This is a genomic window from Flavobacterium ginsengiterrae, from assembly GCF_039539785.1.
Taxonomy (GTDB): domain Bacteria; phylum Bacteroidota; class Bacteroidia; order Flavobacteriales; family Flavobacteriaceae; genus Flavobacterium; species Flavobacterium ginsengiterrae.
Window position 1 is genome coordinate 1,184,991 of the sequence record NZ_BAABDU010000003.1, and the last position, 20,734, is coordinate 1,205,724.

The following is a 20,734-nucleotide window of genomic DNA, read 5'->3' on the forward strand; positions in this document are numbered from 1 at the left end:
TTTTATCTGAAACTTTCTTTTGAAAATTTTCTGTTTGATGTAAAATTGAGCTTAAGAAGATTTTTATATAATCGATGAAAGGTAACATTGGTATGGTATTATTAAGTTTTTGCTTGGCAAATATAACACTATTTATAACAAGTCTAAATAAAAATAGTTAAAATTTGTTTAAAAGAATGCCAATCGTTTGATAACGAGTTAATAACGATTTTAAAAATGAAAGGAATTATTAAGAGAAATCAGGATTTCCAAAAAAAAGAAAACCAATTTATCCCGAAGAATAAATTGGTTATATATGTAAACTGAGGTTGTAAACGGAGTGTTTATTTTGTTATTTCTCTAAACACAGCTTCAAGATTTTTATTTTTTTGATTTAGCTGTAATGTTTTTAAACCATTTTCGTTCGCAAAATCAAAAATGGCAGGGCGCATGTCTTTGTCAGTAACAAAAGTTAGTTCCCAAGTCATGTCATGCGTATTTTTGTATGAAGAAATGTTTTCCAGTTTCGCTAAAAGCTGTTCTTCTATCTGGTAATCAAACTCAACCTCAATTACTTGTTCTTTATCTGCGGTAACTAAATGGTCTAATTTATTGTCGGCAACAATTTGTCCTTTGTCAATAATTATGACACGATCGCAAATCGCTTCTACTTCCTGCATAATATGTGTTGACAAAAAAATTGTTTTATCCTTACCAATATTTTTAATTACATTTCGAATTTCCATTAACTGATTAGGATCCAGACCTGTAGTTGGTTCGTCTAAAATCAAAACATCGGGATTGTGCAATAAAGCATTTGCAAGTCCTACACGCTGGCGATATCCTTTTGAGAGCTGAGAGATCTTTTTATGGCTTTCTGGTGTCAGTCCTGTCAGTTGAATTACTTCTTCAATTCGGGATTTTGGCACTTTATAAACATCGGCATTAAATGCCAAATATTCACGAACATACAAATCCAAATACAGCGGATTATGCTCTGGTAAATACCCAATCGACTGCTGTACTGCTTTTGTGTTTGTCATGACATCGTGACCATTTACAAGGGCTGAGCCACTGTCTGCAAGTAAATAAGTGGTTAGGATTTTCATTAAAGTAGATTTTCCGGCTCCGTTTGGTCCTAAGAATCCTACGATTTCTCCTTTCTCAATTTTAAAGGAAATTTCATTTAAAGCTTTTTGCTCTCCGTAACTTTTTGATATACTGTTTACTTCTATCGACATGACTTTTTATTTGTTACAAAAGTAAACAGAAATAGTCTCGATTGCTAAAAATTCGTCTCTTAAAAAAAATATAAAAAAAATAACCAGCCCAGTGTTCACGGCATTGTTATTGTTAAAGGAATGCTAAAAATAAAATTACCCAAATTATGAAAAAAATTTTAGTGATGGCTGCTTTAGCTATCTGCAGTTTTGCAAACGCTCAAAAAGGAACAATTTTAGTTGGTGGAAACATCGGTTACACTTCTGAAAAATCAGAATACAGATTTAGCGAAGACAAAACTAGCACATTTACTTTTTCTCCAAAAGTAGGTTACCAATTTAATGATAACTGGACAGTAGGGGGAGAGTTTGCAGTAAGTTCATCTAACGACGAAACAACTGCTGGTATCGAAGAAAAAAACAACAACTTCAAATTAGGAGCATTTGTTCGTTATTCTGTGCCATTAAGTCAAACTTTTGCTGTTTTTGCTGACATGGGAGCAGGTTTTCAAACTCAAAAAGATAAAGTATACGGACCAGGAAATGCTTACGCAAAATACAAAGGTGACGGTATGTATGTAGGAGTAACACCAGCTCTTTTCATTAACATGAAAAAAGGTTTTGGTCTTAACTTCAGCATTGGTGGTTTAGGATACGAAACGTTAAGCTTTGATAATAACGGAGCTGATTACAGCAAATTCTACTTCAACTTTGGACAAACATTTAACATTGGAATTTCTAAAAACTTCTAATCTTAGATATATTCAATTTCAGAAAAGCACTCCAATTGGAGTGCTTTTTTTTATGCTAACAATTTCTTTTTGATTTTTTAAATTTTGAGACGTTTTTCAGGTGCTTTTTTTAATTAATTGTTACTAAACTCCTTACTTCTGTTTCTTGGTATTTTTCTTGTTTGTTGTATGTGAAATCTTAATAATATAAACATATGAAAAAAATGCTACTTATTCTTGCATTGTCGGTTTTTGGCTTTGCAAATGCTCAAAAGGGAACAATTTTAGTTGGAGGAAATGTTGAATATACTTCTCGTACAGTTGAAGCTGTAACAGGTAAAACAACAATGAATGCTTTTGGTTTTTCTCCTAAAGTAGGTTATCAGTTTCATGATAACTGGACAGCTGGTGTTGAATTTGCAATCGGCTCATCAAAACAAGACGCTCAGATGAGTGAAATTAAAAATAATAATTTTAGTACCGGTGCATTTGTACGTTACACAATGCCATTAAGTGAAACTTTTTCTGTTTTTGCAGATTTAGGCGCTGGATTTCGTACTAGTAAAGGGAAAGCTTATGATAATAACAATCTTATATCTGAAAATAAGGCAAATGGTTTTTATACAGATTTAACTCCTGCTCTTTTTATCAACATGAAAAAAGGGTTTGGTTTAAATTTCAGTATTGGAGGATTGGGTTATACGAGCTCTAGTTACGATAATATTGATATCGATGAGCGCTCTTTTTACTTTAATTTTGGAAAAACCGTAACTATTGGAATTTCAAAAAACTTTTAAAAGTTAACTTTACAATAATACATAAAGCACTCAGTAATGAGTGCTTTTATTTTTTGAATAATGATTATAAAATAAAATCAGCTCATTGGAAAATTTAGCTTATTGTGATACTAAATAATCCGATTGAGTCTATTTTGATTCTAAGCTCTTTGTAATATTGTGCAAAAATTGTTAAAATAAATTGTTATGAAAATCAGAAATATTGAACGAGAAGAAATAAACAGAGAAAATATGATGACTAAAGTTATATGGTTTGTTTTAGGATTTATAGTATCCTTTATTCTTTGTAAGATTTTCTAAATATAAAAAGCCGGCAAAATGAAGACAAACCGAATCATTACTATTCGACTTCATTTGCCGGCAAAAAACAAAAATATTTCTAAATAAAACTATTAGTTTACAGGAGTCTTAACTGCTGCTCTCATTTCCTGAGCTGCTGCTGCCATTTCTATTAATGCTTTTTTGGTTTCGTCCCAATGACGTGTTTTTAAGCCACAGTCAGGATTTACCCAAAGCTGGTCAACTGGAATTACGGCCGAAGCTTTTTGTAATAATCCAACCATTTCTTTTCTCGACGGAATTCGCGGTGAGTGAATATCGTAAACTCCGGGACCAATTTCGTTTGGATATTTAAAGTTGGCAAAAGCATCCAAAAGTTCCATTTGCGAACGAGAACATTCAATTGTAATAACATCGGCATCCATATCAGCAATGTTTTGAATAATATCATTAAATTCGCTGTAACACATATGTGTATGAATTTGAGTGTCGTCGTTTACACCGCTTGCAGAAATACGGAACGCTTTTACAGCCCAGTCTAAATATTTATCCCATTCTTCTTTTCTTAACGGAAGACCTTCACGAATGGCAGGCTCGTCAATTTGAATAATTTTGATTCCGGCTTTTTCTAAATCAACAACTTCATCGCGAATAGCAAGTGCAATTTGTGTACAAGTTTCAGAACGAGGCTGATCATTTCGCACAAATGACCATTGTAAAATCGTTACAGGGCCTGTAAGCATTCCTTTTACCCATTTTTGGGTTAAAGATTGAGCATATTGAGACCATTTTACTGTCATTGGATTTGGACGTGAAACATCGCCATAAATAACCGGAGGTTTTACGCAGCGGCTTCCGTAGCTTTGAACCCAGCCATTTTTTGTAAACGTAAATCCATCTAATTGCTCTCCAAAATATTCAACCATATCATTACGTTCGAATTCTCCGTGAACCAAAACATCAATCCCGGTTTCTTCCTGAAAACGAATAGCAGCTTCGGTTTCTTTTTCGATTAAATTGTTATATTGTTCTGTTGTTAATTCTCCCTTTTTGAATTTTGCTCTCCAGCTTCTTACTTCTGCAGTCTGCGGGAAAGATCCAATAGTTGTGGTTGGAAACAAAGGCAGGTTTAAAGCTTCAATCTGGCTTTTACGTCTTTTAGCAAAAGTACTTTTACGTTTGTCATCAGAAGCTGTGATTGCTGCTACGCGCTCTTTTACTTTGCTATTGTGAATTAATTTTGATGTTTTGCGGTTCTCGTTTGCCATTACGTTTCTTTCGTAATCAGGAGAGTTTTTAATGTCAACTTCACCAGAAGCAAATTGTTTTAAAAGAACAATTTCGTTGATTTTTTGTTTAGCAAAAGCAAGCCATTGTTTAATTTCAGGTGTAAGAGTCTGATCGGTGGTTTCTAACTCTAAGTCACACGGACTATGGATTAAGGAACATGAAGGAGCAATTAAAACTCTGTTTTCACCTACCGCGTCAACAGCTTTTTTGATTAATTCCAATGATTTTTTGAAATCGTTTTTCCAGATGTTTCTTCCGTCAACAACTCCAAGAGAAAGATTTACGTTTGACGCCAGTTTTCCAGATTCTAAAATATCATTTAACTGAAGCTCGCAGCGAACTAAATCTAAATGTAAAGTATCAACCGGAAGTGCTAAAACAGTTTCCAGATTTTCGCCGAAACAGTCAAAATAGTTCGCTAAAATAATTTTAAGGTTCGGGAAACGAGTGTTGATTTCGTTATAAACTTTTGTAATAACGCTTCTTTCTTTGTCAGTTAAATTTAAAGCAAGGAACGGTTCGTCAAGCTGAATATATTCTGCATTTTCAGATTGTAGTTTTTCCAAAATTTCGAAATAAACCGGAAGTAAAGCATCAATAAGATCAATTCGGTGAAAACCTTCTTCTTTTTCTTTTCCTAAAAGTAAATAAGAAACTGGTCCAATTAAAACAGGTTTAGATACAATTCCTAAATCTTTGGCTTCTTTAAATTCATTGATTATTTTTTCTGAAAACAATTCAAATTTTTGGTTTTTTGTAAATTCAGGAACAATGTAATGATAGTTTGTATCGAACCATTTTGTCATTTCCATTGCTACAACATCTTGTCCGTCTTTTTGTGCACCTCTTGCCATTGCAAAGTACAAATCAAGAGAAGAGTTTGTTTTGGCAAATGCAGTATAACGTTCAGGAACTGCGCCAACAGTTAAAGTTAAATCTAAAACCTGATCGTAAAAAGAAAAGTCGTTAGACGGAATTAAATTTACTCCGGCTTCTAATTGTAAATGCCAGTTTTTAATTCGGATTTCTTTTCCAGCATCAATTAATTCATCGGCAGAAATTTTTCCAGCCCAGTACAATTCGCTGGCTTTTTTTAATTCTCTGTTGCTCCCAATTCTTGGATAACCTAAATTATTTGTTTTCATTTAATTTCAGTATTTTTTACTGAACAAATTTACGATTGTAGGTTTTATAACTTATATTTGAGATTTATTTCAGTAAAATGTATTTTTATAATGAGTATTTAAAGATTTTATTACTGTGTAAATCTGCTAAGCGAACCTTTGACCGTAAAAAAAACTATGGAAAATCTTGATAAAACCGACTTGCTGATCCTGAAACACCTTCAGGAAAACTCAAATATTAATACAAAAGACCTTGCTTCTAAATTATTTCTTACGGTAACTCCTGTTTATGAGCGTATAAAAAGGCTGGAAAGAGATGGTTATATAACTAAATATGTAGCGCTTTTAGACAAGAAAAAAATGAACAGAGGCATGACTGTATTTTGTAATGTTCGATTAAAAGAGCATGCCAAAAACGTGGGAAGCAATTTTGTAAAAGATATTGTGGCGCTTCCGGAAATTATAGAATGTTATAATATTGCCGGCGATTACGATTTTATGCTTAAAATACTGGTTCAGGATATGGCTAGTTATCAGGATTTTGTAATGAACAAACTATCAACCATTGAAAACATTGGAAATACAAACAGTATTTTTGTAATGGGAGAAATCAAACACAGCACCGCATTAGAGTTTTAAAAGCAAAAGAAAATCCTAAAATAAATGTATTTTTGGAGTAGAATCCACAATCTAAAATTAGAAATCTAAAATAAAGAAATGAACTGGGAACAACTTTTATCATTAAAACGTCAGGGAGATACAATCAAAAGATTACGTGCAGAGCAAGATGATACACGATTAGGTTTTGAAGTCGATTATGACCGAATTATATTTTCGGCTGCATTTCGCTCTTTACAAGATAAAACTCAGGTAATTCCGCTTTCAAAAACAGATTTCGTACATACCAGATTAACACACAGTTTAGAAGTTTCGGTTGTGGGAAGATCGTTAGGCCGTTTAGTTGGAAAAAAAATAATCGAAAAATATCCTTATTTAAAAGAAGTTCACGGTTATCATATGAACGATTTTGGAGCCATTGTTGCAGCGGCTTCGTTAGCGCATGATATTGGAAATCCGCCTTTTGGACATTCTGGTGAAAAGGCAATCGGAGAATATTTTTCGAGTGGAAAAGGATTAAAATACAAAGATAAGCTAACAGCAAAACAATGGCAGGATTTAATTGATTTTGAAGGAAATGCAAATGGTTTCTCTGTATTAACAGCAAGCCGTCCGGGAATTGAAGGCGGACTTAGGATTTCTTATGCTACTCTCGGCGCTTTTATGAAATACCCAAAAGAAAGTCTTCCGAAAAAACCAACAAATAATATTTCTGATAAAAAGTATGGTTTTTTTCAATCTGATAAAGCGTTTTTTGAAGAAGTTGCGGCAGATATGGGACTTATTCCTAATAAAGAAGAAGGCGATATTGGTTTTGAAAGACATCCTTTGGCTTATTTAGTTGAAGCTGCCGATGACATTTGTTACACCATTATCGATTTTGAAGACGGTATAAATCTGGGTTTGGTTTCTGAAGATTATGCTCTTGAATATCTTATTAAATTAGTAAAAGACAATATTGGAATCGAAAAATACAACATGCTTGAAACCAAAGAAGACAGAATTAGTTATCTGCGTGCTTTAGCAATTGGAGCACTGATTAATGATGCTGTTGATGTTTTTGTTGAAAATGAAGAAGCTATTCTGGCTGGAAATTTCCCTTTTGCTTTAACCGAGAAAAGTAAATACAAAGCTCAGATGGACGATATTATTAAACTGAGCGTTGATAAAATCTACCAAAGCAGAGAAGTAATTGAAAAAGAAATTGTGGGTTATCAAATCATTCAGACACTGCTGGATAAATTTATTACCGCCTTTAACAATAAATACGAAGGAACGGCATCTAATTATGATAAACTGATCTTGAAAATGCTTCCTGAAAAACATCATTTAGAGAAAGGCAATTTATACGAACGTCTGCTTCATATTTGTCATTACGTTTCGCTTTTAACAGATGGAAATGCACTGGAATTGTACGAAATGATTCAGGGAAGAAAAAAGAATTAATATTCGAATATTTATAAAAGAAAACCGCCCGTAAAATATTTACGAGCGGTTTTTTTATTTTTAATAATTTGAGTTTTTTCTATTTAAAAGCATAAACTACACCAACACCAAGAACTTGTCTTAACTGCATTCTTGGACCTTCATTAATTTGAGTTTTTGTTCCGGTAGCAGGATCAACAACATCCTTTTTGTTTTTGATATCATCGTCATAAATTAAATGGACACCAATATTTGCTTTTACATAAGCATTTACAACCAGATCAAGGCGTGTGTCATAATCAATATCGACATTTCCGAAACGATTTAGATAATCAGTATATAAGGTAAGTCTGTTTTCATAAAAAATATTCTTATATATTTCACTTTTCATGTAAGCAGTTAAAAGTATACCAAACTCGGCTTTTACTTTTTGGCCTTCTTCAACTAAAATCTGCTTTGAAGGATCTAGCGGATCAGTTATATAAACGGCTTTTTTAACACCAAAAGAACCCTGATTAGCTAAATTTTGATCTAATACTAATGTGGTTTTTAACGTAATAGGTGAGAAATAAAAAGTTCTGTTTTTTGCTTTATTAGAGTTTTCAGCTCCAGCTCCCAGAAAGATATATGCCGGTGCAAAAGGTCTGGAAATAGGTACATCTCTATTAGGATAATTGTAACCATTTGCAAACTGTGTATTAAAATTAAATTTCGCAGAATAATACCAGTTTGAAACACTGTCTTTTCTAAAACCATACGTTGAGTTAAATTGAACCGCGTCATCAGTCTTTCTTAACTCAATATCATCTTGTTTATTTAGACCATATTTCGCAATAAGTTCATTAAACCATTTATGATTTCCTTTTATATAAGTTCTTGAAAATTCACCTTTAAATAATCCGGAAATAGAACTTGTACCCCCGGCACTCCAGTTTAAAAAGGCAATTTGTGAAAGGTCAAGTCCAAGTTGGTTTTTTTGTGTCCAGTTAGAAGGAGGTTTAGGCGCTTGATTAGGGGCTAATGTCGTTTGTATAATCTGAGCAAAATTCTTAGACGTACACAAAAGCAGCAAAAGCAGGAGAGTGGAACGTAATAATCTCATTAGGTTTTTAGTTTTTTTTAGGTGCCGCAAAATAATTATTTTGTGCCGTTAGAAAAAAGTTTTATTAAACTTTTAACGTCAATTTTACACAATTGTTGCAGCTGTGGTACGGTTCCGTGTTCAATAAACTCATCCGGAACACCTAAAATTTCGATATCATTTTTAAAATTATGGGCAGCAGCAAACTCTAAAACAGCACTTCCAAAACCTCCATTTTTAACCCCGTCTTCTATGGTAATAATGTTTTTAAAAGTACTGAAAATTGAGTTTAATAAATTGATATCTAGCGGTTTAATAAAAGGAAAGCTGTAATGGGCAATAGTGTTGGCATTTTCACATTCTGCTAAAGCTTCGATTACATTATTTCCAATTGTTCCGGTAGATAATACAGCGGTTTTTGTACCATTTTTTAGACATACTCCTTCGCCGATTTTTATTTCTTCATAGTGTCCGAAATTTTCTACTTCCCAATTTTTAATAACACCGCGTCCTCTTGGATAACGAATTGCAATAGGATTATTCAGACCTAACTGGGCTGTATATAAAATATTTTGAAGCTCAATTTCATTAATTGGAGCACACATAATCAGATTTGGAATGGAACGCAGATAAGCAATATCAAAAACACCATGATGCGTTGCGCCGTCTTCGCCTACTAAACCCGCTCTGTCCAGACAAAAAATAACAGGCAGATTTTGGAGTGCCACATCATGAATAACCTGATCGTATGCACGCTGTAAAAAAGTAGAATATATATTACAGTAAACCATCATTCCCTGAGTGGCCATTCCGGCGGCAAGCGTTACAGCGTGCTGTTCAGCAATACCCACATCAAAGGCGCGTTCCGGCAGTTCTTCCATCATAAATTTAAGAGAACTTCCTGATGGCATGGCTGGTGTGATTCCAATTATTTTTTCATTCTTTCTGGCTAAATCCAAAATAGTTAAACCAAAAACATCCTGATATTTTGGCGGAAGATTTTCTTCAGATTTTAAATGAATTTCTCCGGTTGAAGCATCAAATTTCCCAGGCGCATGATATTTTACCTGATTTTCTTCTGCCTGCTGCAAACCTTTTCCTTTTGTGGTTACAATATGAAGGAATTTTGGCCCTTTTATCTTTTTTAAACGATTTAATTCTTTAATTAATTTCGGAAGATCATGACCATCAATAGGACCAGAATAATCAAAATTTAAAGATTTAATGATATTGTTCTGACGCGGATTTTTTCCGTTTTTAACAGCAGTAAGATATTTTTTTAAAGCACCAACACTTGGGTCAATACCAATAGCATTATCGTTTAGAATAACTAAAATATTGGCATCGGTTACACCGGCATGGTTTAGGCCTTCAAATGCCATTCCGCTGGCAATCGAAGCATCGCCTATAACCGCAATATGCTGTTTGTTTAAATCGCCTTTCAATTTAGAAGCAATCGCCATTCCCAGTGCTGCCGAAATAGAAGTTGAAGAGTGTCCAACGCCAAAAGTATCGTAAACGCTTTCGGTACGTTTAGGAAACCCGGAAATTCCGTCGATTTGTCTGTTGGTTTGAAAAACATCTTTTCTTTCCGTCAGGATTTTATGTCCGTATGCCTGATGTCCCACATCCCAAACCAGTAAATCATCGGGAGTATTAAAAACATAATGCAAAGCAATTGTAAGTTCTACAACGCCTAAACTGGCTCCTAAATGACCTTCTTTTACAGAAACTACATCAATAATAAAACGGCGCAGTTCCTGAGCAAGCTGAGTAAGCTGTTCTTCTTTTAAAAGACGTAAATCTGAGGGATTGTATATATTTGAAAGTAAATCGCTTTTCATTGTAAGGTAAAAAGCAAATTTACGGTTTTAAATTTATTTTTACTGAGTGTTATGCAGCGAAATAGGCAGCGAATACTGCATTCTGATTTTTTTTCTGTTTAATTCTCCCGGCTGCCATTTAGGACATAAACTCAAAACTCGTATAATTTCTTTTTCCATAGGTTCTTCAACCGGCGGAGAACATTCAAGAAATGACATGCTGCCGTTTTTTTCTACTGCAAAAGCAAGTTTAAAATTGAGTTTCCAGTAATATACACTTTCCGGTTTTTTATATTCTTTCATGAAAAAAGTATAAAACTGATCAATACCGCCCGGAAATTCAGCATTAATCTGCGAAGAAGTTTCTCCAGATGCAGCAGTTTCTTTTAAAATAGTTTTGGGCTTATTATCCGCTTTTTCAGCTTCTGGATTTGATTTTTTTTCAGGTTTAGAATTGTTATCTTTTTCAGGCTTTACATTTTTTATTTCGCCTATTTTAATTTGAGATTCAGGCGTTTGATCTGGAATTTTGTTGTTTATTTCAGTCTTGTCTACTGTAGTAGATTTTGTTGTCGAAGTATCGGTAATAACTTGGGTATTCTCAATTTCCTGTTTTTTATCTTCTTTGTTTTGACAGCCGAAAAAAGTTCCTATAACTAAAAATAACGCCAGTAAAAAGAATTTGGAATACTTTCCGCGTACCGTTATTTTATGTTTTTTTTCCATGTTCAAATATCAGAAATTAAATGTAATAAAAATAAGTTCTAAAAACCTATTTTTGTATTCATGGAAAATCCTTTTACCGACGAGTATTTTATGAAAAAAGCTTTACAGGAAGCCGAAGAAGCCTACTTAAAAGGCGAAATTCCTGTGGGAGCTGTTATTGTCGTAGCTGATAAAGTTATCGCCAGAAGCCACAATTTAACCGAATTACTTAATGATGTAACCGCTCACGCCGAAATGCAGTCAATTACAGCGGCAGCTAATTTTCTGGGCGGAAAATATTTAAAAGACTGTACGCTTTATGTAACTCTTGAACCCTGCCAAATGTGTGCTGGCGCTTTGTACTGGAGTCAGATTTCGAAAATTGTTTTTGGTGCACGCGACGAACAGCGCGGATTTCTAAATATGGGAACAAAACTTCATCCCAAAACCACAGTTGTTTCCGGTGTAATGGCAAACGAAGCAGCCGATTTAATGAAACGATTTTTTCTGGAAAGGAGGAAATAGTATATTGTAGGAATTTATTTATATTGTATATTTGAAGTTTATTAAAAAAGACATCTCATATACAATTTATGATTTTAAATAATATTTTTCTTTATCCTGACTTAGTCGAATTTAATGATCGTAATGAAGATTTATCGATTGTTAGAAACCAGACTCGCCATATTTGTAATTACCTGGCACGAAATTTACAAAAACTCAAATTTCCTGTTAGTGGGTTTAATAAAATATGTGTAATTGGAATGACTAATCCAAAAGGAACATATCTCAATAGTTCTTCTGCACTTTCAGTTGGCGTTATTTTCGATATGAATGAATGTAGAAAAATTGAAAGAAAAGATTTAGGAGACTATTATTCTAATTTACTCAAAACTGGTTTGAATAATTGTGCAAAAAACTATAAACTGCCAATCGAAGAAATGTTTTTGTGGCTTGAAGAACTGAAGAAAAATAATTATAAGAATGAATGGATTTTTAAAGAAAGGACATTTAAAAAATATAATATAAAATGTAAACTTCAATGTGCTATTGATCTGGATAGGTTTACTTTAAGTTTAGTAGTTTTTCAAAAAGATGAAGAGGTTTTTAATGAAATAATTTTAGAAACCATTCCTGATGAAATTGTTTATCACCATAGATTTAAAGACATTGAAATGATTGGATTTGTGATTACTGTTACAACGAGATTTGAAGATAAACCTTTGTTTCAGCTTCATCTTCGTTCATTATTGAAATAAAAAATAACAAATTCCTGATTTGAGAATAATGATTTATGAATTTGTTTAAACAGAAGAGACATGTCCAAGGATAAAAATGAACTGAAAAAAAAACTTCGCTCACAAATCAAAAAGCAGATATTAAAAGATGGTTTATTGCTTTTTCCTTATGATTTTGAAAAAACTTTCAAAAAAGATACTCTTAGCATAAATTTAAAAGATACAAAAATTGGAGAAATAACAATACGCCAGTTAACGGGTAAACATGAACGAATTGGAGTTGTTTCTTCTTTTGTAATTGAAGCAAAAATTTTATCCTGCTCTTTTCTGCAAGAAATAGAAAAAATGCAACTTTCGTTTATCGATTTAGAATTCTTAAAGACAAATGGTGTATTCAATTTTTATTCCGGAGAATTAAAGAAACTTGCTTTCTTCAAGGATTATGGTGTTATTTCGTTTTATCAGTATGATAATATCGAAGAAAAAGTTTTAGAAATGATTGAGCAGATTAACTTAACGATATCTGTAAGGATGTTAAATATTTTTATGGGGAATCTGGAAGCTATAAATGATATTTTGTCAGTGCCATATTCATATTCATACCCAACGATTTTTTCAGCCGTTATTTGTAAAATTAACAATCGGGCAGATTTACTTGAAACTGTAATTAAAAATTGTAAATCACAAAAAATGAGTGATTCATTAAAAAGCAATGTCGAAGAAATTTTAAGCAGTATTCAATTCGACTAATTTAACCCCTTACGGCCAAAATGGATGATATATTATATTTTATTTCCGAATTTATCGAAAAGAGCAGACAGGAAAGATGGAATTATCTCGCATCTGGAAAGTGGGATAAATTTGTAGATAAATTTCATGGATTAGAAAAGCATCTAAACGAGAAATGTTCTTTGGTAGAAAAGAATGCGGTTGAAAGAGTAAATGAAATTATAGAGCAAAAAAGAATTAAAAGAGGCACTTATGTAAGTCTGTATGCTCAAATATCCTTAATGGAGCCTCTTAATATTTCAAAGGCAGAAGATGACAGCTTGATTATTTGTAAAGAAAATAATATTGCATTCTTTTTTCATCATGAAGGCTGGATATGGATCTGTGAATCATAATCTTTATAAATTTACCAAGACGATTTATTAGCAATTAATTTAAAAACATGACAGATTTCTCAACCATAAAAAAGTTATTTCATATTGCAGAACCTCATGGATTTTCTAATGATGAAATTCAAATTGTTAAAAATGCCTTTGGTAATCTTCCGGAAGTGTTTGTTGACTATTATACAGAATTAGGAAAGATTTTTAAACTTAATCAGTCACAGGATTCATTGGTAACTGCAGATCGTTTAATAAATTATGCGACTGATGAATACCTGATTTTTTACACAGAAAATCAGCGTGCCTGTGTTTGGGGAATTCATAAAGATGATTTGTCAAAACCAAATCCGCCGGTATATATGAGTTATGATGAAAAAGAATGGAATCTGGAAACCGAAACTTTGATAGATTTCTTTACGGCAATGGCATATTTACAAGCAGGATTTGCACTGGATTTTACTTCAGAAGGGTTTTATGAATTAGATGATAAAGAGATAAATTTTATTATCGATAATTTCAAGAACAAAGGATACTCACTTACACAGTGGCTTTGCGGAATAAATTTTTATGGGAATTATGATGATGATGTAATTGTAGTTGAATCTACAAATACAAATCAAATATTTTATTCAGCCAATTCCAAAGAACATTTTGATGAAATGGATAAAGTTTTGTCAAAATTGGGAACAGAACTTTAAATATCAACTTAATGGAATAGTATTTTTTCATAGACATATTTGATCGTTAAAAAGAATTTTGAAATTTTATAGAAAAGATATGAATGAACTTTTAGATAGAGAAAAAGAATTTATTTTTGATATTTATCACAGTGTAGTTTTAAATAATTATATTAAATATTGGGGAATGCCTGAATATCGGGTAATCTCTACAAGGGAAAAAGTTAACGAAAAAATATATGTATATTATTTTCCTTGTAACAAAAAGAATAAAATCTGTCGTGTTGCAACTGTTGGACTTTCTCTCCAAAGCGGACTTTCTGGAAAAGTTAGATGCGAATACATTTTTACACTTCCTTGTGATTTAGGGAATACAACACTTGACTCTGTATTTAATTATATGCTAGATATTGCTGCGCATACTGTATTTAATATTAGTAATGTTTTAAATATACCAAGAGTAATGTCTTCTCGCTTAGCACCTAATGAATGGAAAACTAAAGCAATACTGTTTGATGAATTGCGTGGTGAAGATGAAAATTTTTCTGAAATAATATGTAAAGAAGCATTCAATACAGAATTTATCTGGGTTGTACCCATTTATGATTCAGAATATTTATCAATACTTAATAATGGTATTGATGAATTTGATCAATGTGAACAAGAATCTGAAATTAGCATTGTAGATGTAAACAGAGATCCGTTTATTTTATAATAAAAGCTTCTTTTTGACACAAGTAATCACCTTTCATTTTCGTAAAACTTTCAACAAAAGTTAAATAATTAAATTAGAGAATTTTCTGTATAAAAATATTGAAAAATATTTTACTTTTATCGAGGTTTAATTCGTATTTTGCTATTCTGGCTTTTAATGGCAAATCGTCTTAAAATTTTAATTTGTTAACCCATTTAACTCTAAATAAAAGTGAAAGCAAAAGGACTATCTCTCGTATTTTTTGTGTTTTTTATTTTTCAATCCTGCGGACGAAAATCAGCTGCAGATTTCAATTCAGATTTTTCGTTATTTAAAGATTATATTACCAGTTTTACAGGTGGTATCGTTTCTGCAGATTCTGATATTCGTGTGGTTTTGGCTTTCGATAAAAACGATTGGAAACCTAATCAGGAATTAGACGATGATTTGTTTGATATTTCGCCAAGTGTAAGCGGAAAAGTTATAGCGCTTTCAACGAATACTTTAGCTTTTATTCCAGAGAAAAAACTAAAAATGGGTACAGAATATCAGGTTACTTTAAACTTAGATAAACTGACAGCTATACCAAAAGAGAAAGAAAAAGAACTTTCTAAATTTAATTTTACGGTTAAAACAATCAAACAGGATTTTACCATAAATACTGGTGATATACAGTCATACAGTAAAGAATATCAATATTTAAACTGTGTTTTAAAAACTGCTGATAATATTGATCTTGAAACAGCTCAAAAACTTGTAGAGGCTAAACAGGAAGGAAGTAATCTTAAAATTAAATTTGAGAAAACATCTGGTCCGGCTAAAGAATTTCGTTTTATAATAGACAGTATTCAGCGTAAGTCTGAAGCTTCAAATGTTGAAATTATATACGATGGAAATGATTTTGATATTGACCAAAAAGGCCAGATCGATTTTCCGGTTACCAGTATCAATGAATTTAAAGTCGTAAAAGTTGAAGTTCCTGACGGAAACAATCAGCAGGTTTTAATAAACTTTTCTGAACCTCTGGAAAAAGGGCAGGATTTTGCCGGATTGGTTTCTATTCAAAATACCAATAATTTAAAATTTTCTACACAAGGAAATTTATTAAAAGTATATTTTTCAAATCAAACTGTTTCTAAAAAAGAAACACCAACACCTGTTGTTGTAGAAGAACCGGTTTACGCCGCAGCGGTAGATTCTGCCGCAGTTGTTGTAGACTCAGCAGCTGTTTCTGTAGATTCTGTCGCAGCTCCGGTTGAAGATATTGTAGAAGTTGTTCCTGATGAAGAACCGGAACAAGTCGTTACCGGAGAACTTCTGCTTGAAGTTTTTCAGGGAATTGAAAGCCAGTATGGCAAAAAAATGGAAGAAAATTATTCTGAGAAAATATCTTTTGACCAAATAAAACCAAGTGTTCGCTTTGTGAAAAACGGAACTATTCTGCCAAGTTCAAATAATTTAAAACTGAATTTTGAAGCTGTAAATCTAAGTGCGGTTGATGTAAAAGTATATAAAATTTACAAAAACAATATTCTGCAGTTTTTACAATACAATGAATTAAACGGCGCACAAAATCTTAAAAAAGTAGCACAGCCAATTGCAAAAACGACTATAAATTTAAGAGAAAGTACTCTTGTAAATCTCACCAAGTGGAATACTTATGCTTTAGATTTATCTAAAATCATCAAGCCGGAACCGGGAGCAATTTACAGAGTTGAATTTGTTTACAAAAAGAAATATTCACTTTATAAATGTGAATCATCAGACGCAAATGATGACGAAGCAGAGGAAGAAGAAGTAGATGAAAACGACGTAAATTACAGTGGTAATTCATACGATGATTACTATTACTACGACGATTATGACTGGAGAGAAAGTGAAGATCCCTGCTCTGGATCATATTATTATAATGCAAGAATTGCAACCAATATTCTGGCTTCAGATTTAGGTGTTATTGCAAAACGAGGAGAAAATAAATCGTACTTATTTGCGGTAAATAATATTGTTACAACTGAGCCTGTTTCAAACGCAAAAGTTGAGTTGTACAATTACCAACAGCAAAAATTAGGTACTGAGGCAACGAACAGCGAAGGAATTGCTTCTTTTCAGCTGGATAAATTCGCTTATTTTGCCATTGTAACTTTAGGCGATCAGTCGACTTATGTAAAACTCGACGACGGACTTTCATTATCAGTAAGTAATTTTGATGTAGCCGGTGAAACACTTCAAAAAGGATTAAAAGGATATATTTACGGAGAAAGAGGTGTCTGGCGTCCGGGCGATAATTTGTATTTGTCTTTTATCTTAAATGATGCTGCGAACAAACTTCCAAAGTCGCATCCAATTAAATTTAGATTAAATGATCCAAACGGAAAAACAGTTTATCAAACCGTTCAAAAAACAAATGAATTAAATCATTATGCTTTTATAGTGCCAACAAACCAAGATGCTCCAACAGGAAACTGGGAAGCTATGGTAAGTGTGGGTGGCGCAAAATTCTATAAAAGCATTAAGATTGAAACGATTAAACCAAATCGTTTAAAAATCAAAAATACGTTTAGCAGAAAAACTCTTTCGGCTTCATACCCAAATACAGATAATCTTGAAGTAACATGGCTTCATGGAGCAATTGCTAAAAACTTAAATGTAGAAATGCAGGCTAAATTTTCACAGCAAGCCACTACTTTTAAAGGATATGAAAAATATACTTTTGATGATTTAGCACGTCAGTTTAGTACAGAAGAAATCAATGTTTTTTCTGGGAAATTAAACGAAAACGGAAAAGCTTCTGTAAACATTCAGCCAAGATTACAAGGTCAGGCTCCAGGAATGCTTCGAGCTTCATTTATTACGAAAGTATATGAAGAAGGCGGTGATTTTAGTACAGATGTTATGTCGACAACATACTCGCCATACAAAACGTATGTAGGTATAAAATCGCCAGAGTTAAACAAGTATAATATGCTTGAAACCAGAACTAATAATCGTTTTGAAGTTGTTACTGTAGATGAGAACGGAAGACCTAGAGCAGTTCGGGATCTTGAAGTAAGAATTTACAAAGTAGACTGGAGATGGTGGTGGGATTCTTCAAGTGATAATTTATCCAACTATAATTCTTCAAATTCGACTACATCTTATAAATCAGTTACAATTGATACGGATTCAAGCGGAAGAGGAAGTTTTCAGTTTGCTTTAGCCGATGAAGAATGGGGACGCTATTTAATTCGTGTAGAAGATGCAAACAGCGGTCACGCGACTTCTTTAACTGTAAATATAGATTGGCCAATCTGGTCTGGAAAAACGCGTAACCGAGACGCTTCGACTGCTAATATGTTAGTTTTTTCTACAGATAAGAAAAACTATGCTGTGGGAGAAAAAGCGCAGATTTCTTTCCCTTCAAGTGAAGGCGGACGTGCTTTAATTTCTGTAGAAAACGGATCTCGAGTTGTACAGACTATTTGGGCTGAAACTAAAAAGGGAGAAACTAAGGTTGAAATTCCAATTACGGGAGCCATGGCTCCAAATGTTTATTTCAATATTACATTGTTACAGCCCCATGCTTCAACAAAAAATGATTCGCCAATTCGTATGTACGGAATTGTGCCAATTGAAGTGGTAGATAAAAATACAATTCTGGCACCAACACTTTCTATGCCTGACGTTTTAAGACCGGAACAAAATTTCACGGTTAAAGTGGGCGAAAAATCAGGTAAAGAAATGACGTATACAATTGCCGTTGTAGATGAAGGACTTTTAGACCTGACTCGTTTTAAAACACCAAATGCATGGGACAGTTTCTATGTTCGTGAAGCATTGGGCGTAAAAACCTGGGACGTTTACGACGATGTAATTGGTGCTTACGGAGGAAAAATAAATCAGATTTTTAGTATTGGTGGTGACCAGGATTTAGGAGGCGGAAAAGCTAAAAAAGCGAATCGTTTTAAACCGGTAGTATTATATTACGGACCATTTAAATTAGGAAAAGGAGAAACAAAATCACATGATTTAAAACTTCCAAAATACATTGGTTCAGTTAGAACAATGGTTGTAGCAGGAGATGCCAATACAAGTGCATACGGAAGTGTAGAAAAAGCAACGCAAGTGAAGAGCCCGTTGATGGTTTTAGCTTCGCTGCCAAGAAAAATTTCACCTTCAGAGAAAGTAACACTTCCGGTAACAGTCTTTGCAACCGAAAGTAAAATTAAAAACGTTAACGTTCAGGTAAAAACCAGCAACGGATTGAAAATAGCAGGAAGTGCGGTTCAAAAACTAAGTTTTGCACAGCCAGACGAAAAAATGGCGTATTTTAATTTGGTTGTAGGTTCTGCAACCGGAATTGCAAAAGTTCAGGTTATTGCGACATCAGGAAGTGAAAAATCAGTTTATGATGTTGAAATCGATATGACGAATCCAAATCCGGTTACGAGTACTTTTACAGATGTAGTTTTGTCGCCAAACAGTTCAAAAACAATTTCGTGGAAAACATTTGGAATTGCAGGAAGCAACAAAGCAAGACTTGAAGTTTCGTCAATGCCGTCTATGAATTTGAATGGAAGATTACAATTCCTGATTCAGTATCCTCATGGTTGTGTAGAACAGACAACTTCATCAGTTTTCCCTCAATTATACTTGGGCGATGTAGCAGATATTGATACGAAACGAAAAGACTTAATTCAGAAAAATATAGCAGCAGGAATTGCACGATTAGGAAATTTCCAATTATCAAACGGAGGAATGCCTTACTGGCAAGGAAATGCTGTTGCAGATGATTGGGGAACTTCTTACGCAGGACATTTCTTGATTGAAGCAGAGAAAAAAGGATATGTATTGCCAATTAATTTCAAATCAAAATGGCTTTCATATCAACAAAAAGAAGCGAAGCAATGGCGTTTTGAACCAAAATACGGAAATGATTTGGCTCAGGCATACAGATTATACACATTGGCTTTAGCCGGAAATGCTGATTTATCATCAATGAACAGATTGCGTGAAACAAAAGGTATTTCAAATGAAAGTATGCTTCGTTTAGCAGCAGCTTATGTTTTAGCAGGTCAAAAATCAGCGGGACAAAGTTTGTTCTTAAAAACTAGTATTGATGGAAGTTCAGATGGTTATAGCTACTATTATTATGGTTCAAGCGAAAGAAACAGAGCAATGGCTCTGGAAACAATGCTGTTGCTAGACCAAAAACAAAAAGCTTTTGCGACAGCATCAAAATTAGCCAAAGAAATGTCGGCTAACCAATGGATGAGTACACAGACAACGGCTTATTGTTTGTATGCAATGTCAAAATTTGCTGTTAGCAACGGGCCAAAAGGAATCAATATTCAGTTTAGCAAAAACGGAAAAGGAGAATCAATAAACACAAGTAAGTCGGTTGCAGATCGCAGTTTGTCTGTTGCTTCTGGCACAAATAGCATCACACTGAAAAACAATAAAGCCAATACGGTATATGTACGAGTATTAAATACTGGTATATTGCCAATTGGACAGGAAAATGCTGTTCAGAGTGATGTTGCGGCTTCTATTGTTTTCAAAAACAGAAAAGGAAGTGTTATTGATGTTTCAAGAATTAATCAGGGAACGGAATTTGTTGCTGAGGTTACGATTAAAAATCAAAGAGGAGAAAGTGTACAGAATGTAGCATTATCGCAGATTCTGCCTTCAGGTTTCGAAATTGTAAATACACGCTTTACAGATTACGGAGATGCAGTAAACAATATTGCTGATTATATTGATATCCGCGATGACAGAACTAATTTCTATTTTGGAATGAAAGCGAGAGAAACTAAAGTTTTCCGTATTCTCTTGAATGCATCGTATTTAGGAAATTATTACCTTCCGGGATTGCAATGCGAAGCGATGTACGATAATACATTCTTAGCTAGAACTAAAGGATTCTGGGTTGAGGTTGTGAAGTAAAAAATATTAGCCACAGATT

General features: G+C 33.4%; 16 protein-coding genes. 11 read left to right on the forward strand and 5 right to left on the reverse strand.

Annotation, left to right across the window (positions count from 1 at the left end):
* Positions 1–323 precede the first annotated feature (323 nt).
* The gene (gene gldA / locus ABD859_RS08020; RefSeq protein ID WP_345142647.1) at positions 324–1,220 is read right to left on the reverse strand and encodes a gliding motility-associated ABC transporter ATP-binding subunit GldA; all 897 of its coding nucleotides are present in this window, start codon (positions 1,218–1,220) and stop codon (positions 324–326) included.
* Positions 1,221–1,366: 146 nt separating this feature from the next.
* Here gldA and ABD859_RS08025 point away from each other — a divergent pair, with 146 nt between their 5' ends.
* Together ABD859_RS08025 and ABD859_RS08030 are read left to right on the forward strand one after the other, a co-directional pair.
* Positions 1,367–1,951 carry an outer membrane beta-barrel protein gene (locus ABD859_RS08025; RefSeq protein ID WP_345142650.1) on the forward strand — a complete coding sequence of 195 codons (585 nt, stop codon included), beginning with the start codon at positions 1,367–1,369 and terminating at the stop codon, positions 1,949–1,951.
* A gap of 194 nt (positions 1,952–2,145) precedes the next feature.
* Complete coding sequence (locus ABD859_RS08030) at positions 2,146–2,727, forward strand: outer membrane beta-barrel protein (protein WP_345142653.1); 582 nt, start codon at positions 2,146–2,148, stop codon at positions 2,725–2,727.
* A gap of 392 nt (positions 2,728–3,119) precedes the next feature.
* On the opposite strand, the gene metE is transcribed toward ABD859_RS08030, so the two are convergent.
* Positions 3,120–5,441, reverse strand: coding sequence for a 5-methyltetrahydropteroyltriglutamate--homocysteine S-methyltransferase (gene metE / locus ABD859_RS08035; protein ID WP_345142656.1), 2,322 nt, complete (start codon positions 5,439–5,441; stop codon positions 3,120–3,122).
* A 156-nt stretch (positions 5,442–5,597) separates the two neighbouring features.
* Between metE and ABD859_RS08040 the strand changes: the two genes are divergently transcribed.
* Both ABD859_RS08040 and ABD859_RS08045 read left to right on the forward strand, forming a co-directional pair.
* A complete protein-coding gene (locus ABD859_RS08040) occupies positions 5,598–6,059 on the forward strand; it encodes an Lrp/AsnC family transcriptional regulator (RefSeq protein WP_042566180.1) in 462 nt (153 codons plus the stop codon).
* Between the two features lie 78 nt (positions 6,060–6,137).
* Positions 6,138–7,484 (forward strand): deoxyguanosinetriphosphate triphosphohydrolase, encoded by a 1,347-nt coding sequence (locus ABD859_RS08045; RefSeq protein WP_345142661.1) that lies wholly within the window; start codon positions 6,138–6,140, stop codon positions 7,482–7,484.
* Positions 7,485–7,563: 79 nt separating this feature from the next.
* Here ABD859_RS08045 and ABD859_RS08050 read toward each other — a convergent pair whose 3' ends face one another.
* Genes ABD859_RS08050 through ABD859_RS08060 form a run of 3 tightly spaced genes read right to left on the reverse strand, consistent with a single transcriptional unit; the run spans position 7,564 to position 11,093 of the window.
* A complete protein-coding gene (locus ABD859_RS08050) occupies positions 7,564–8,565 on the reverse strand; it encodes a DUF3078 domain-containing protein (RefSeq protein WP_345142663.1) in 1,002 nt (333 codons plus the stop codon).
* A gap of 35 nt (positions 8,566–8,600) precedes the next feature.
* Positions 8,601–10,388: a 1-deoxy-D-xylulose-5-phosphate synthase gene (locus tag ABD859_RS08055; protein ID WP_345142665.1), complete on the reverse strand. Its 1,788-nt coding sequence runs from the start codon at positions 10,386–10,388 to the stop codon at positions 8,601–8,603.
* A 39-nt stretch (positions 10,389–10,427) separates the two neighbouring features.
* Positions 10,428–11,093, reverse strand: a complete 666-nt coding sequence (locus tag ABD859_RS08060) for a hypothetical protein (protein ID WP_345142668.1) — start codon at positions 11,091–11,093, stop codon at positions 10,428–10,430.
* 60 nt (positions 11,094–11,153) lie between these two features.
* Here ABD859_RS08060 and ABD859_RS08065 point away from each other — a divergent pair, with 60 nt between their 5' ends.
* From ABD859_RS08065 to ABD859_RS08095, 7 genes are all read left to right on the forward strand, one after another.
* Complete coding sequence (locus ABD859_RS08065) at positions 11,154–11,597, forward strand: nucleoside deaminase (RefSeq protein ID WP_125722166.1); 444 nt, start codon at positions 11,154–11,156, stop codon at positions 11,595–11,597.
* A gap of 68 nt (positions 11,598–11,665) precedes the next feature.
* On the forward strand, positions 11,666–12,331 hold the full coding sequence (locus ABD859_RS08070) for a hypothetical protein (RefSeq protein WP_345142671.1): 666 nt from the start codon (positions 11,666–11,668) through the stop codon (positions 12,329–12,331).
* A gap of 60 nt (positions 12,332–12,391) precedes the next feature.
* A complete protein-coding gene (locus tag ABD859_RS08075) occupies positions 12,392–13,060 on the forward strand; it encodes a hypothetical protein (RefSeq protein ID WP_345142674.1) in 669 nt (222 codons plus the stop codon).
* A 20-nt stretch (positions 13,061–13,080) separates the two neighbouring features.
* On the forward strand, positions 13,081–13,434 hold the full coding sequence (locus ABD859_RS08080) for a hypothetical protein (RefSeq protein ID WP_345142677.1): 354 nt from the start codon (positions 13,081–13,083) through the stop codon (positions 13,432–13,434).
* A 47-nt stretch (positions 13,435–13,481) separates the two neighbouring features.
* Complete coding sequence (locus tag ABD859_RS08085) at positions 13,482–14,120, forward strand: hypothetical protein (RefSeq protein WP_345142680.1); 639 nt, start codon at positions 13,482–13,484, stop codon at positions 14,118–14,120.
* Positions 14,121–14,199: 79 nt separating this feature from the next.
* A complete protein-coding gene (locus ABD859_RS08090) occupies positions 14,200–14,814 on the forward strand; it encodes a suppressor of fused domain protein (RefSeq protein ID WP_345142683.1) in 615 nt (204 codons plus the stop codon).
* 210 nt (positions 14,815–15,024) lie between these two features.
* The gene (locus ABD859_RS08095; RefSeq protein WP_345142686.1) at positions 15,025–20,715 is read left to right on the forward strand and encodes an alpha-2-macroglobulin family protein; all 5,691 of its coding nucleotides are present in this window, start codon (positions 15,025–15,027) and stop codon (positions 20,713–20,715) included.
* The last annotated feature ends 19 nt before the right edge of the window (positions 20,716–20,734 follow it).